Source organism: Pseudoalteromonas sp. S1727, assembly GCF_005886375.1.
GTDB classification, from domain to species: Bacteria; Pseudomonadota; Gammaproteobacteria; order Enterobacterales; family Alteromonadaceae; genus Pseudoalteromonas; species Pseudoalteromonas haloplanktis.
In genome coordinates, this window is record NZ_PNDT01000007.1 from 139,437 (window position 1) to 154,586 (window position 15,150).

Consider the following 15,150-nt stretch of genomic DNA (forward strand, 5'->3'; position numbering starts at 1 on the left):
TTCTGCCTCTTAAAGAGCCAATTTACGATACTCTATGAAGATTGGATGTAAATATGAGTATCATCTTCAGACACAGACCAATCATAAGTTGCAGCAACTAATTGAATACTTTCGTATGGGGTATCTAGCTTAAATCGTCCACTAATTATTGTTTTATCAAGTTGGTTACTAATAATAATTTTTTTAGCACTATAACTTTGCAGTTTATCAATAAGAATAGAAAATGGTTGCTGGTTTAATTCAATCCACCCTGTTCTCCAAGCTGGTAATTGGTTTAACTTGAGGTTATTTTTTACAATTATCTCATTGCCTTTAACTATGGCCTGCTGTGGCGGAATTAAAGTAACTGTTTTTCCTGCTGTTACTGATACCTTGCCTTCATACACTGTAACTACTGTATTTTCATGATTTTTCTCAACATCAAAAGACGTACCCAATACTTTAATAGTGGCTTGATTTGATTCTATTAAGAATGGTCGTTCAGAGTCTTTTGCTACATCAAAAAAAACTTGTCCTCTATTAAAAACTACGTGTCTAGATTTCGATTTAAATAAAACGTCTATGTCGCTATCAGCATTTAAATGTACAAAAGAGCCATCTTGCAATAACGTTGATATTCTTTCGCCTAGTTGGGAGTTAACAGTCTTGCTTTGCTCTGTCGTATTTAAAACTGATATTGATTGATTAGGTAAGTTAAGCTGTTCAGGAGTAATTGATACATAGGAAATTATTGCAAAGGCAGCAAAACATGCAGCAAGCCCTACTTTTACAGGAAAACTATAAATATTTGATTTTATTTTATTTTTATTTTTATTGGAATTACTTTCATTAGAATAACTATGTAAAGCAGCTTTTATTTCATCATCACCAAAAATCTTGGCCATTTTATCAAATGCAATTTTATTATCTCTATCTTGTAACCAAACAATTAATTCTTGTTTTTCAACATTGTTTAATTCATGCAGTTTATCAATCCAGTTAGCTGCTTCTTCTACGTTATTTTTTTTCATCACTGGAAGTCCATTATGATTCACTGTACGTGCGCCTAGCTTAATTATACTTATCAAGATGTAATGTAATTTGTGTCATGGCTCTAGTTATATGTTTCTTTATAGCATCTTGACTTATTTCAAGTTGTTCACTTATTTCATCATAACTTAAGCCTTCAACACGACGTAGTATAAATACTTTCCGTCTGAGTTCAGGTAATGAATCTAATACAATGTGTAACTGTTTAAGTTTCTGTTGATTTATAGCAATTAATTCAGGGTTGTCATTATTACTAATTAGTTGATCAGTACATTCTATAGTTTCTTGATCCTTTGAGCGTTCCCAGTTATCACAAATAACCGATTTAGCTACTTGGTTTATATAAGCATTAATGTTTTCAATCTCTGTGGATTTTTTTCTACTTAATGCTTTAACCAATGTTTCTTGGAGTAAGTCTTCAGCATTACTAACATTTGAGCTTCTATGTGTAATGAACCTTTTTACACGATCCATCATGCTCTTATCGAATAGTTCTTGAAATGATAGGTTAGAATTGAATGACATGAAATTTCATTATTTTTATAATTTATGAAGATCTACAGTATTAATTTTAGTCTTTAATTATGACTTTTTAATTACAATATTTATTGAGAGTATTGAAAAAGTGTTTAGTAGAGATAGTTAGCAGCTTTAGGTTTTTGAAAGTCTAATTTATATGTTGAAAATAGTTATCAACATATCCACACACGCTATAAATTCTATTATTAGTATAAAGAACTATAAATAATATTAGATCTATAGGCCTTGTAACATACTGATTTTAAGTAATTTTAAGGCCCTTTTAGATCACATTTATGGCGTTGTTGATCACAAAACTCGTGTTTTAGATCATTTTACTGGTCAAGTTGATCACAATATTGGTGTTACTGATCAGCAAATTGGTATTAAGATAACACCTTTATGGTGTGATTTAGTACTCAATATCTTTTGTTAATTGCATTATTGACGCTAGCTCGTCTTTAACACCTTTCTCTTCTTCATATTCTTCAAATTCAGGCTCTGACTTTTGAAATGCTTGTAGCGCTTTTTCAACTCTATCAGCTTCTTCATCTTGGCCTAAATACCTATATGCCAGCATTAATTGTGTTAATTCAGCCGGTGAAAGCTTTTGCTTACTGGTCACTTGTTTAGAAATAAGCTCTTTAACTATTTTTAAAGCATCATGAGTATTAAGCTCTTCTACAGTCCCTTTGTCTACCCAGCGAACTAAGAACTTAATTTCTGATATTTTTTTACCTTGAGTTCTTAATTCATACCCTACTTCATTGTTTTCACTATTTAAAAATAAAAACTCTTTTCTGGCTATAGGGTGATTACTCAGCTTTTCAATACTGTCTCTAATGCAGCGTTTCATAAATACGCCGTTGTTAGCGAACGAAGCTTTGTTTTTCTTTAATTTACCTTTTTCATCTAGCAGCCCAAATAGGCCTTTAAGCTCTTCAATTTTAATGAAATGCATCTCATAGCCATCTTTCTTAAAGCGGCTTAGAATCTCATACAGGCGCTTTGCATACTCTTGTTTAATATCAAGGTAAGTTTTTGTTGTGATCAACGCAAAGCCTTGTCGGTATTCGATATACTCACTCTCTAGCATATCGTTTGGTACCATGGTCAGTAGCCCTTTTTTATACCTAATACGTTTGAATAATGGTTTGTAATCAAAGTCTTCGTCGCCATCTTCGTTCTCGACTTTAATACCTATCTTATAGCTAGAAAGACGCTCAGCGGCAGGAGATAGAATCGAACCAACATGTTTTGAGTCGATCTTAAGCCATTCAGACAATTGGCTTGCGGTGAAAGTATATTGTGGTGTTGTATTTGCCCAGTCGCCGCTTTTCATTTGAGCCATCATTAACGCAAACAAATCAGCTTCACGTTGTGATAGATCTTTACGGCTAAACACGAGTTTATGGCCTTGCTTGATGTGCTTAGGCAAGTTATTTCGTGAAATTGGCTTATTACTTAACTGTTTGGTCATCCGGCTATCACCACAAATCTGTATTCATAATTATTAAGTGTACACAATACTGGTTTTTTTCACCAGAAATATGTAAACATAAAAGCTATCAATACATTTTTATGGTGTTTTTAATCTTAAGAGCACATAAAAGTGGTGAGTTACACCATAAAAGTGTAAACAAACCGGCTTTTCACCATAAATGTGTCATTATATTTGGATCATGAATATCACTCTATGGCGTCCTTTCCTTACAGTTTATAGTCCCAGGGCTAGGTTTTTATATAAGTAATTGATTTTAAGTTTATATATTTTATTTTTAGAGGTGGTTAGTAATTTGTTTTTGATTTCTATGTTTACATAAAAATGGTGTAATACACCACTTTTATGTAACGTAAATTCACCGGTACTAGCCTATCGTGCTGTTTTTAGGTTTAAAAACGATTTTATCTGTCATGTGTACATATTTATGAATACACTTTCATGGTGTTCTAGACCAGAAAAGTGTCATCTAAACGGTTTTGATTACATATTTATGGTGTGTTTGGTAACTTGAGTGGCCATTTACTCTAATCTCAAAGTTAAATTGCGGTTAAAGCCTACTTTAAATAACACTATTCTGGCTTTCATTTGTTTTAGACTACATAAATCTGGTGCCAAACCTTAAGTTCTATTGACTTTACATACTTAGATAACATCATTCTGGTGGTTTTAGCGTTTTAGATAACTTGATTCTGGTGTAATAACCAGTTTTATGTAACTTTAAAATCTAAAGCGAATGTTTTTTAAGCTATAAATGACATATTACTGGTAAATACTTATTAAGATACCTCGAAAGTGGTGTTTGTCATTGGTTCAAGCCATTAGGATCATAAATGGTTACTTTATTCTGGTGCTTGATAACAGCATTCTGGTATTTAAACTAATAAATAACGTAAAACTGGTGTGTAACACCAGCTTTAAGGTATGTTCAAAAGGAAAAACACATAATTCTGGTGTTTTGATAATGTGGTAGAGTTGTTTTACGCCAAATCAAAAATGAATTGTATTGTTTGAGTAAGCACTCATTTTAAGATAACAGTATTCTGGTGTACTACACCAGAATACTGTTATCTTAAAACATGGTCAAAGCAAATGATACCATTTTTAGAGTTGCATCATTTGTAGCACTGTAGAGAAGCATATCTAGTACAACGATAATTAAAGTCAAAAGCGAGTTAAGTCATTCCACAATGTGGAAAGTTTATTTATAGCTGGTAGTTTTTAGCACCCTCCCCTATTTTCAAATTATCATCATTATTGCGGTTCAAACTTATATTGATAGATAAGTGCATAGGGTTAATCCATTACGTTTAGTTGGATTTCACTATATTCCACAATGTGGAATAAACAACTTCATGCCCAAATGTGGCTATAAAAATTATGGCGAGCACTAATACTGAAAGTAATTAAACAAAGAAGTGGTCAAATATAGCAAGCTTTCTAATAAAGCTGACACCCCCTACCCTATCTCGTTAAGGATTCAACTCGTGCGATATATAGCTAGATATTGATATTTGGCATGTAAGCTTGTTAAAGCTATTGATAGAACTACTACTGTATACAAGCGTTAGGGGAAAGGTGGCTTTGAGTTGTGAATTCAGACGGTCAATCTAACTCATTTTTGGACAAATATGAGTTAAAGTCTTAAATCTAATTCGTCAATTTCAAAGAAAAATTCTATGGGATACTGCCCTCTTAAAGCAATAGAAAAGCAAACTCCTAAATGGGTATCTTTGAGATCCCAATCAACACTATGTCCCGTATTGAAATTTTAACCTTACAGTCGTTTACGACTCAAAGAAAACCACGTTTGTTGCGGTGACTGTGTAACCGGCCTATCAGGTTTGCAAATCGTTACAAGTAGGTGTCAACTTCTTCTAGGCAGTCATCATCGTAACTAAGTAATGTATAAATAAACCCGTCTTTGAGTACTATTGAGCTTGCATATAATTCCAGTAACTTCATACCATCTCGCTCTGGTGTAACCCAATCTATCGGGTCTACAACGTCAAAGTCACTAGGAAATGCCTCTTGGCTGACATTTGTACAAGAAGCTAATTGCTCTGAGGATAAGTTGGTTTGGTTTATATAAAAATTGAAATGCTTTGTAGGAACAAAACGCTTAAATTGCTTGTTTTGGTGGATAACCATCGCTACAGGTGCTTTCTCCAGCCATGATAGTCTTCTAAAAACAGCCTCCAAAGAGGTGTCGCATAAATCGGATATTTGTTTGATGTTATGCCAGTTTACATCGCCATCAGTCAAAGGCTTAACCAATCGCTTTGGCATTAGTAGTCCAGATGCAAAACCATTAGCTTGGCGTTCTAGCGGATCTTTAAAATAATCCCCAAGCTCAGAGTTACCACACTCAAAGTCTTTAGAGTGGCCCTGCATAATGTGCATACAAACGTGGCCTGTTTCATGTGCCGCAGTGAAATTTAGCCGCCGGGAATCTGGAATATTGCTATTAATAATAATCCCTGCCCCGTCTTGATTGCCGATTGCCTTACCCAAAAATTGGTCGGATACAAATGCATGGAATTCCACTCTGATAGGAAAGCTCTCATCTGAAATGGTATTAATAAATTGATTTACTTTGATAGGTAACTGATCAAAGCCCAGATCTTCAAGTAAAGATTCGGCCTCCTTTGCTCCTTTTTGTTCTTCCATACCAAATCCTTACTTCTTGGTGAAGCGTTCCATCATTTCTCGCAATATACGCTGATCCTGTTCTGGCAGCTTATCAAGTTCTCCCCACTTTCGATAGAACTCTGTAGTTTTGTCTCCTGAATTTTCCGGCGCATCTTCTCCCGTTATTTCATAGGGTTTTACACCTAGTGCCGAAGCGATTTTTCTTAGCACAACAATAGTCGGCATTCGGCCTTCGTCTTTTTCGATCTTGCTTAGAGCAGCCGCTGTTATCCCTGCCTCACTAGCGAGCCTCGCCTGTGTCCAACCAAGTAATTCTCGCATGTGCTTTATGTTTTTACTGATAAGTGCGGCTTGCTGAAGTTTGTCAGCCATAAAATAACCCTCCGTTAATTTTTATATTAACAGTAGTTGATATGTTTGGCTAGAAGGCGTATCGTTATAAACGATGGTTAATTGATTAACTTCTGTTAATTGCCAGCAAGAACGACATAGGTGTAGGTGCGGACCTTGTTCACCTGTGAGTTTGTCTTAGAGAAATACGCAGTGAACTAATTTATAAGAGGTAGCTAACTATGTCTTTGCAAAACCAATTCTCAAAATTTCACGACAAAATTAAATTAGGACGAGAGGATGATAGTTATCGGGAGGCCAGGACGAAGGACTCTAGCATCCTCGATGATTTAAGGGATGAATTTAAAAATGCCGGTTATCCAATAATAGACACGTTTATTCAGGGATCTTTCAGCACGCACACAGGCATAAAGCACCCAGTGGCTGACTTTGATATCGATAGAGCTGTTGTTATTGATGCAGATAATGCTCCTAATGATCCGGTTGAAGTAAAAAAACTTGTACTAAAAGTCTTGGAAAAGCGCGGTTTTACAAATGCAAGAATCAAAAAGCCTTGTGTCACTGCTGATTATATAAATTTAAACCTGCATATCGATATTGTCATATACAGGAAGCGAGGTCAGCAGTATGAACTGGCAGTCGGTAAGTTGAACTCAAATGTAGAAAACCGTGAGTGGTCTCCTGCTGAGCCCAAAAAACTGATAGAACATATTAATGATAGCAGCCAGTATATCGGCTCAGCAGACCTGAAAAACAGACAGGTTAAACGTTTGGTCAGATATGTAAAACGCTGGAGGGATGAAAAGTTCGGCCAAAATGTTGGCAAAAAAGTGTTTTCAATTGGACTTACACTAATGTTGAAAGACAAGTTCCGTCCATCTATTAGCTATGACGGTAAAGTCAATGACTTGCAATCGCTACGCGACACTATTTCAGCTATTTTGAATGCCAATTATTTTCAAAGCGTTGATTATGGTAAGTACAAAGTCAATGTGCAGTTACCTGTTCAACCATATAGAAATGTTTTTGAAAACAGTAGTATTGATACGGGAACACAGCTATATAACAAACTGAATACGATGCTGGCTAAACTTGATCAAGCTTTAAACGAAGACTCTTTGCGCAAACAATGTGAAATCTTGCAGGGGCTATTTGGTGATGACTTTGAAGTGCCAGAAAAGGAGCAAGATAGTAATGCCAAAAAAGTGGCTTACAGTAGCGCTGGTGTAGTTGGAACGTCACAGGGGGCATAGTGTGCTAAGCGAAATAAAACAGCACCTTATCAACCTGGGGTTCTACTGCACAATCAGTGAAGTAGCTGGAGGAGAGAGGATCGTAGTGGAAACTACGATCCTTAATCATGAGATACAATTAATGCTAGTAGCAGATCCTCCCTACTACAGCCTGCCCGAATTTTTCTTAATTAACCCTGATTCCATTGGCAGGTTGGCTCATGTCTCTGTTCATGAAGATTCAGGGATTCAGATTGGCACTGTGTGTGTTAATGCTCCAGAGTCACTGTCAGTAAATTTCGAACAACCACTATTGGTTGTAGAAGAATCGCTTCGGAGACATATCTCGTTGTTAGAGAAGTGCATAACAAATCCAGATTGGAACCATAGTGAATTGCTTCGTGAGTTCTCCAGTGAATGGTTGCGAATCTGTGAGCCAGATAGCTTTAAACCCTTATTGGCAAATATCGCAAGGCCAGCCCTACAAACGTTATCGGTATATAGCCCTGTGGATGGCAAACAATTTGGCATCGAAAGCCACTATATGGTTCATCCGGCTGATGATTCGCTTTCGGGTATCAGTGATATTCGGTTGTCTATAGCTAAGGATAATCGACGCATAGCAGGAAAAGCAGTTGTGATTCCAATCGAGACACTAACTCCTGCACCTAAAAATTCAGATGCTCTCGAAGAATGGTATCTAAATACAATATCTTCGCTCCCGATAAAGGTTAGAAGTGAATTACAACAAAAATACGGTCAATGGCGTGAAACTGCTTATTGGGTCGTGTTTACCGCCAAAACTGTTAATGATGAACGAACTTGGTTCGCACTGAAACTTAGCGGTAAAGCCAAAAAGGCGCTACCACTATCAGATGAAAAGCTAAAAAACTGGAAATTGGAAGCTGTACCTATACGGCTATTCAATCAAGAGAATACTGTGGAACGTGGTGGTGGCATTCTGCCGTTAGCAGACAAAAAGGTAGCCGTGATAGGCATTGGTTCAGTAGGTAGTGAAATTGCGCATAAGTTGTCTGCTGCTGGAGTCAGATATTTAACGTTAGTAGATCCTGATCTATACGAAATCAATAATCTGTATCGCCATATTTTAGAACAGCATTGGGTGGGAGCATTCAAAACCGTAGCCCTAAGTGTCGCTCTTCAACGACAATTTCCATGGTCTTGTGCACAATGGAAATCAGATAAACTGATGGAGTTTGCTCGCAGTAACCGTATGAATGATTTTGACCTGATCGTCATTGCTATCGGAAATCCGACCCAGGAACGGTTGTTTAAACAATACCTTTTGGATAACAACTCAAAAGTTGTCGTCATTAACAGTTGGTTAGAAGGTTTTGGCGTTGGTGGCCATGCGACATTAGATATCCCTAGTACGGAGGGATGCTTATTGTGCTCTTACGTTTGCCAAGAAACAGGTTCAAGAGGGCTAGTGTCGAACATGAATTTTATCGAACCCAACCAGATAACCATGAAAAACATCGCTGGCTGTGGAGAACAATTTATCTCATATGGCGCAGCAAGTTCGGCTCAAACTGGTGTCATGGCAGCAAATTTGGCCATTCGGTATTTGGAAGGCAAACAAACTAAGTCCTGCAAAGTTAGTTGGAAGGGTTTAGATGAAGATGCAATGGCAGAGAGCGTCAGGCTGACTCATCGCTACTACAATTTCAGCAGTTCGCTTGAATACTTACCTTTGGTTGATGAGGACTGCGATGTCTGTACTCATTAAGCAAACTACGGGCATAAAAGATACAAAAATTTACCTTTCTGAAGAGCTAATTGATCTTTGGTATTCTTACAGGCAGATGTCTCGTGATAGAAGTGAAGCTTTTGGATCATTAATTGGCTCTCAGTCCGCTGACGCTAATGAATTTTGGCTAGAGCATTGTACTATTCCTCAGAAAGAAGATTCAGCCACCAGACTTAACTTTTATATGCGTGACCCTCACCACCAGAAAACGGTTAATTCTTATTACGAAAGTTCGCATGGAAAACTAGGCTACTTGGGTACATGGCATACTCACCCTGAAGAAACACCCACTCCATCGTATATAGATATTGTAGATTGGAGGAAATGCATAAAACGTAACCCGGACAGAGAATTAGTCTTTGTAATTGTTGGTCAGAAAGACGTCTGTATCTTTCGGGAAATTAACGGGTCATTTAAACGAATTTTTAAGGAACAAATCGATGACTGACGAGAGGCTACCTTTTCATCAAGCATGTTTTTATCCCATAGAGTCAATTGACAAGCTCGCAGAGTTTCTATCGAGCATTAAGACCTCTTTTGTGTGGGAGCATGTTGGATTACTTACCGATGAGCGTGTAAAAAACCAGATATATATATTGTATTCACATGAGTTACGAGCCAGTTTTCGACTTAACGTAACTGATATTGAGCTTAAGGATGCTCTAACATTGATGGGTTGTGGGGATAATCTTGAGGTTCGCCACCTCCAGGGCCGAAATCTTTCTCAAGACGAATATGGAACAATGGAGTCACTATCAAAAATATGGGATTCCTGTGTTAGTCAATCTACAGTCTTGTCAGTCAATGACGTTGTTGACTATATCTCCAGAAATATCGAACAACGATTTAATAAAGGTCGTGGTAAAGATTTCACACAGCCGACAATTAATCAAGTTATGCGTGATAGTCATGGCTATTGTATGTTTGAAGGCTGCGGGGATAGGTTGGATATTGATTATCTGACTGGGGCATCTGGTAACTATTCATACTTGGCTCACAATGTTGCGTCTTCCGAGAATGGCCCAAGGGGTATTCCTTATCTATCCGAAGAACTTTCGAATGAGCCAACTAATATTCTACTTTTATGCGACAAACATCACCGATTAATAGATCGAGTTGCGTGTGCTGATTATCCTGCATCCAGACTTACTCAAATGCGATCGGAGTTTTTAATTAATACTGAGAAATTACTTGAAGGACTGAGTTTCCAACCTATTCCTGTATTTTCAGTTCTTTGGCCGGTAGGCGGGCATGTTGTTTCTCCCCCGGAGTCAAGAGACATTGCAGGAAGCTTATCTAGGTTAAGAACTCGCATTAGAGGAGCATTGAATAACCTTAGTGACAATGAACGCCGATACAGAGCCAAACCTGAACGGTTTGCCAAAGAAATGGATGAAATTGTCACAGAAGAAGCAGAAGCCATAATCAATCAGACAAAAAATTATGGATATCGAGCGGCGCTATTCGCATTTGGGCCAATGCCAGCTTTGGTCGGATTAGGGGCATGCCTAGGAAATAAATCTGAAATCACGCCAATGCTCAGATACCGAGATGGAAACTGCTGGGTTTGGCCTCAGGATTCTCGATCAGAAACACCTTACAAGGTGAATTGGAAGAGCGAGATAGGAAAATCATCTGAAGTCACGATCACTATAGCATTAACCCAATATCCCGAAGCAATGAAAAAGACTGCAACAGTGCTCGGTTATCCTGAGATTGAAATCGTAGCCAAGCAAATGGGTAATGCTGCGATCCCGCATCCAGAAAACGGGTTAGAATTAAAAAGTGAACTTCATGTAATACTGCAAAAACTTCATGACCAATTTGCTGTTGAGCGTGTTCACTTGCTCATCTGTGCATCTAACGCTGCTTGTGTATTCGTAGGTCAAGCCTTCGATCTCTATCAGCCAGCGCTTCTCGTATATGACTTCGATGGAGACGAAATGATATCTAAGCTGTCGATAACTCATGTAAAAGGAAAAGTTAATTTATCAATACCTCAATGAGTAGCCATCGTTAGAAGAGCCACTCTGTAGCATTACTAAAAATTGGTCAACTGGCGGTTTATAGAGGAGTAAGAATACATATGACTTTTAAGATATTGAGCATCGATGGCGGGGGAATACGTGGTGTTTACCCTGCGCACATACTTAAATGTTTTGAAGAAAAACTTGGAATCAATCTCTTAGAGTCATTCGACATGATAGCCGGCACTAGTACGGGTTCCATAATAGCGGCTGGTGTTGCATGTAACATCCGCTCAGCCGAAATGGTTAACATGTACAAAGAACATGGCGTGGATATTTTCAAAAAGAAAAAGTCGAGAATCCCCTTTAAGAAGCTAAAAAATGTTGCGCAGCCGTTGCTAGAAAGTGTTTATGACAGTGGCAGTTTATCTAATGTTCTTAACGGTGTTTTTAACGATATTACGCTTGGGCAAGTAGCCAAGCCACTAATTCTGCCAGCAACAGATGTAGGTAACGGCGGAGTCCATGTATTTAAATCGCCTTACCACCCAGATTTTATTCGTGATAAGTCGGTAAAAGTAAAAGATGCTATTCAAGCATCTTGCTCAGCCCCAACATTTTTTGATCCTCATAAAGTTGATGAGTACTTGTTATCAGATGGAGGCCTGTGGGCAAACAACCCCGCATTAGTGGCCGTTATCGATGCCCAACAACGACTAGGGATAAACTATGATGATATACAAGTGGTGTCCATCGGCACCGGTCATTCCAAAGTCGCCTATGGTTTAAAGCATAAGGGAGGCTGGGGTTTAGCAACGGGCTGGCGGCATAAAAAATTCATAAATTTCATGTTATCGCTTCAGAGCCAAAGCGCGTTAAATTATCTAAAGCTTCATTTGAAGCCTGAGCAAATATTAAGAATTGATTTTGAGTCAGATACTGATCTCCCACTTGATGAAGTTTCTGAAATCGATAATTTGATTAGTTTAGCCGACAAGGATTTTACATATGGAAGTAAAGAGATTAGTAACTTTGTCTTGGGAGGGAGTGTATCGTGACTCAAATAGTTTCTAGGGAAGAGGCCCTGTTAACAGCGGCGAAAAAGTTGGACATCTCTCCAACTAAATACAAACAAGCAATTGATCGCTTTAATTCAATGAGAACACATCTAGAGCAAGGTAACTATCCCGGCACATTTCGTGTCCCAGAGGTATACCTTCAAGGCTCTTTTAAGCTTGGAACAGAAATTCGCCCATTCAAAAATAGTAAAGATGCAGATTATGACATTGATTTGGTCTGCAACTTGGGGCATTTAAAACAAGCAGTACTAGCCTCCACTGTGAAAAATCAGGTTGGGCAACGTATTAGAGAGAATGGCACTTATGCCCGATTATTAGATGATGAAGGAAAGCGCTGCTGGACTCTCAATTATGCTGAAGATGATGGTGTTGGATTCCATATGGATATTCTCCCTTCAGTAGCAGAAAACAGTTTATTGGCGCGACCCCAATCAATTGCAGCTACAAATAAAGATCAAGAAAACCGCTACTCTTGGACAACGAGCAACCCGAAAGGATTTGCTGAATGGTTTTACGAAAGAAATGGCGCTGCATTTGAACTAGAAAAATATAGTCAGAAGCAACGTATCTTCAACAATCAAAGACAATTGTACAATTCAATTAACGATGTTCCCAATATTCACGTTAAAACGCCGTTACAAAGGGCAGTTCAATTATTAAAAAGACATCGTGACGTAAGATTCTCGCAATCAGATATAGAAAACTTTAAGCCAATCTCAATGATCATTACTGTATTAGCTGCCAATTGTTATAACAATGAAGCAACTATCTATGACACGTTGAGAAATTTAATATCATCTTTAAATCAGCATTCTCATCAATTAAACAATAGCTTTGTTTTTAATGATTACTACGCAAGAAATACCTATATATTGATAACTCGCACGCCTGATGGAAAGTGGCTTATCCCCAACCCAGCTAATCCAGATGAAAACTTCGCTGACCGATGGCATGAGGATAATAACGCAAGAGCAAAGGCTTTTTTCCAATGGGTGGGTTGGCTTAGAGACGACTTCATCAATATTGAAAACTTTATCGAAGAAGATAAGTTTATTAAGTCACTTGTTGATGTATACAAACCAACAAATTTACCTGCACTAAGCTTTAATGTGCCACATAAGGAACAACTGAGATACCCTATCGTTCCAAACATATATTCAGCGGATATTAAAGCAAGTTATAAATCCAACATATATTGGAAAGAGTTTAAATCTGGACAGCATTTACTCAAAGGAAAGGAACTAAAGTTCAAATTAAAGACTGATGTTCCTGCACCATTCGACGTTTATTGGCAGGTAGTAAATACAGGGCAAGAGGCGGCGAATGTAGGGCAGCTTAGAGGCGAAATATCTCCTCAATCGAATACGGCCTCAGGCGAAATTTATAGAACAGAATCTACTTCCTACACCGGTGATCATTGGGTTGAAGGATTCGTCATTAAAGATCGTGTATGCGTCGCGAGAACTGGTGAGTTTGTAGTCAGCGTTAGAGATAGATTTTCTGTATGAAGAGCGTGAGTTTCCAAGAAGAATTAAGTGCAAAAAACACTACGCTTATGCTGCGAACTAATCTAAGCGTTGTAACATTACAAAGATTTGGTCAACTGACAGAAATTCTGTAAGGACGGCAAAAGTTTCTCTGGCACGCTTTGGGGCAGAAACAAGTTACGCTTGAATGTTTATGCCACAAAGGTGTTGGGCGTTGTGTGTTTAAGCATTCTTGATTTTAAATTCCACATTGTGGAAAAGTTATATTTGCTTAAATTCTAAAGAAAAGTAAGCACTCCGTCTTTCCACAATGTGGAATCCTGCTAGTTATAAAAAATCTTTCAGCAGATACCCTCAAATATTTCATCAGCTTTGCAGATTTCACGTGTTGCTCACGGCCTTACACAGCAAAAAGTTATTTAGTTTTAGAGTAGGGGAGATTAAGCTAACTTTTTATCATGTTCTATAATGAAATTATGAAAGTGAAGCCCAGTTTAAAATAAATAATAACTAGGAGTGTAGCTCTATAGTTATGTTGTGAGTTGTGAAATTTAAAACAGTATTAAGGATACTATGGACAGTCATGGAAAAATTTCTTTCACTTGGAAAAAAGACGTTTTTGAATTAATCGTAGAGGATGAATTCAACGAAGAAGGTATAGATGTAAATGTACCATTATTAAAGCAGTCCGTTTTGAATAAGGCTCCGAAAAATTGGAAGCGTATAGAAATGTGGGATCAAAAGGTCCTAGGTTCACCTGAGACGATTAAAAAGTGTCAGTCAATTTGGAATTGGTTCACTATTAAAGGATGTACAAAAACTGCTTTTGTTGTTTCTAATAATATTCAGGTTCAAGTACTAGAAAAATATGCAGATAAAAACTCTGGAATTTTTTTAGACATAGAAAAAGCATACAAATGGCTTCAAGAATGAAGCTAAGCCTAATTATTATATTTTTTATAGTATAAAGTTTAGTCATTAGGGCGTGCAGACATTTGTCTGCAACTTTTAATTTTTTTAGATACCTTTATTATCACCCATGCATTACTAAGAGCTCACCTGAGATACGTAATATTATATTTCAACGCTTCGATTTAACTTCACTGAAACGTCACTTAAAAATTGTATGGAACAAGGTAAGACAAATTCCACATTGTGGAATAAACACATTCTCATATTTAACTCTGTAAAAATAAAGCCTGTTTTCCACATTGTGGAAAGCAGATAATTACTTTGTCAGTTATTAATATTTTTTATAAAACTCTATAAGCTTCTGTACTGATTTAAATCCTACCTTTTACGTCCCGATGCCTTTGAGCTTGTGCAAAAATATATGGCAGGGCAGGGGAGCGAATTGTGTTTGTCGCTGTTTTAGGTTCGAGGTCATTAAAGTCAAATTCGCTCAGACACAGTGTGATTGATGATTAATTCATATGTTTTTATTAAGTTAGTCTTTATTTATTAGTGATATATCAGACTTTAGTGACATTAAGTGAAATTTTGATGATTGAAAATGATTTAAAATGCTTGACTGTGTTTGCTATCGCTGTAATATTGGAAAA

Annotated in this window: 12 protein-coding genes; 7 read left to right on the forward strand and 5 right to left on the reverse strand. The window is 37.4% G+C overall.

Going from position 1 to position 15,150, the window contains the following annotated elements:
- Positions 1-32 precede the first annotated feature (32 nt).
- From CWB85_RS01965 to CWB85_RS01985, 5 genes are all read right to left on the reverse strand, one after another.
- Positions 33-1,034 carry a FecR family protein gene (locus CWB85_RS01965; protein ID WP_138553965.1) on the reverse strand — a complete coding sequence of 334 codons (1,002 nt, stop codon included), beginning with the start codon at positions 1,032-1,034 and terminating at the stop codon, positions 33-35.
- Between the two features lie 16 nt (positions 1,035-1,050).
- Positions 1,051-1,554 carry an RNA polymerase sigma factor gene (locus tag CWB85_RS01970; protein WP_138553966.1) on the reverse strand — a complete coding sequence of 168 codons (504 nt, stop codon included), beginning with the start codon at positions 1,552-1,554 and terminating at the stop codon, positions 1,051-1,053.
- A 406-nt stretch (positions 1,555-1,960) separates the two neighbouring features.
- Complete coding sequence (locus CWB85_RS01975; RefSeq protein WP_016710373.1) at positions 1,961-3,028, reverse strand: replication initiation protein; 1,068 nt, start codon at positions 3,026-3,028, stop codon at positions 1,961-1,963.
- A 1,875-nt stretch (positions 3,029-4,903) separates the two neighbouring features.
- Positions 4,904-5,719, reverse strand: a complete 816-nt coding sequence (locus CWB85_RS01980; protein ID WP_138553967.1) for an ImmA/IrrE family metallo-endopeptidase — start codon at positions 5,717-5,719, stop codon at positions 4,904-4,906.
- 9 nt (positions 5,720-5,728) lie between these two features.
- The gene (locus tag CWB85_RS01985) at positions 5,729-6,073 is read right to left on the reverse strand and encodes a helix-turn-helix domain-containing protein (protein ID WP_032470393.1); all 345 of its coding nucleotides are present in this window, start codon (positions 6,071-6,073) and stop codon (positions 5,729-5,731) included.
- A 200-nt stretch (positions 6,074-6,273) separates the two neighbouring features.
- On the opposite strand from CWB85_RS01985, the gene CWB85_RS01990 reads away from it, so the two are divergent.
- The 7 genes from CWB85_RS01990 (at position 6,274) to CWB85_RS02020 (ending at position 14,521) form a co-directional block, all read left to right on the forward strand.
- The gene (locus CWB85_RS01990; RefSeq protein WP_138553968.1) at positions 6,274-7,305 is read left to right on the forward strand and encodes a nucleotidyltransferase domain-containing protein; all 1,032 of its coding nucleotides are present in this window, start codon (positions 6,274-6,276) and stop codon (positions 7,303-7,305) included.
- Between the two features lie 85 nt (positions 7,306-7,390).
- Positions 7,391-9,034, forward strand: a complete 1,644-nt coding sequence (locus tag CWB85_RS01995; protein ID WP_249314761.1) for a ThiF family adenylyltransferase — start codon at positions 7,391-7,393, stop codon at positions 9,032-9,034.
- A complete protein-coding gene (locus CWB85_RS02000) occupies positions 9,018-9,503 on the forward strand; it encodes a Mov34/MPN/PAD-1 family protein (protein ID WP_249314762.1) in 486 nt (161 codons plus the stop codon). The genes CWB85_RS01995 and CWB85_RS02000 overlap by 17 nt, the downstream gene beginning before the upstream one ends.
- Positions 9,496-11,061, forward strand: coding sequence for an SAVED domain-containing protein (locus CWB85_RS02005; protein ID WP_138553970.1), 1,566 nt, complete (start codon positions 9,496-9,498; stop codon positions 11,059-11,061). Before CWB85_RS02000 ends, CWB85_RS02005 begins: the two co-directional genes overlap by 8 nt.
- A gap of 80 nt (positions 11,062-11,141) precedes the next feature.
- On the forward strand, positions 11,142-12,080 hold the full coding sequence (locus tag CWB85_RS02010; RefSeq protein WP_138553971.1) for a CBASS cGAMP-activated phospholipase: 939 nt from the start codon (positions 11,142-11,144) through the stop codon (positions 12,078-12,080).
- On the forward strand, positions 12,077-13,609 hold the full coding sequence (locus CWB85_RS02015) for a nucleotidyltransferase (RefSeq protein WP_138553972.1): 1,533 nt from the start codon (positions 12,077-12,079) through the stop codon (positions 13,607-13,609). Before CWB85_RS02010 ends, CWB85_RS02015 begins: the two co-directional genes overlap by 4 nt.
- Positions 13,610-14,161: 552 nt before the next feature.
- Positions 14,162-14,521 (forward strand): hypothetical protein, encoded by a 360-nt coding sequence (locus CWB85_RS02020; protein ID WP_138553973.1) that lies wholly within the window; start codon positions 14,162-14,164, stop codon positions 14,519-14,521.
- Positions 14,522-15,150: the final 629 nt, after the last annotated feature.

Excerpts from the sequence above, each read along its gene's own strand:
- CWB85_RS01970 (WP_138553966.1), bottom strand. The coding sequence starts at position 1,554 with ATGTCATTCAATTCTAACCTATCATTTCAAGAACTATTCGATAAGAGC.
- CWB85_RS01975 (WP_016710373.1), bottom strand. The coding sequence starts at position 3,028 with ATGACCAAACAGTTAAGTAATAAGCCAATTTCACGAAATAACTTGCCT.
- CWB85_RS01980 (WP_138553967.1), bottom strand. The coding sequence starts at position 5,719 with ATGGAAGAACAAAAAGGAGCAAAGGAGGCCGAATCTTTACTTGAAGAT.
- CWB85_RS01985 (WP_032470393.1), bottom strand. The coding sequence starts at position 6,073 with ATGGCTGACAAACTTCAGCAAGCCGCACTTATCAGTAAAAACATAAAG.
- CWB85_RS01990 (WP_138553968.1), top strand. The coding sequence starts at position 6,274 with ATGTCTTTGCAAAACCAATTCTCAAAATTTCACGACAAAATTAAATTA.
- CWB85_RS02000 (WP_249314762.1), top strand. The coding sequence starts at position 9,018 with ATGTCTGTACTCATTAAGCAAACTACGGGCATAAAAGATACAAAAATT.
- CWB85_RS02005 (WP_138553970.1), top strand. The coding sequence starts at position 9,496 with ATGACTGACGAGAGGCTACCTTTTCATCAAGCATGTTTTTATCCCATA.
- CWB85_RS02010 (WP_138553971.1), top strand. The coding sequence starts at position 11,142 with ATGACTTTTAAGATATTGAGCATCGATGGCGGGGGAATACGTGGTGTT.
- CWB85_RS02020 (WP_138553973.1), top strand. The coding sequence starts at position 14,162 with ATGGACAGTCATGGAAAAATTTCTTTCACTTGGAAAAAAGACGTTTTT.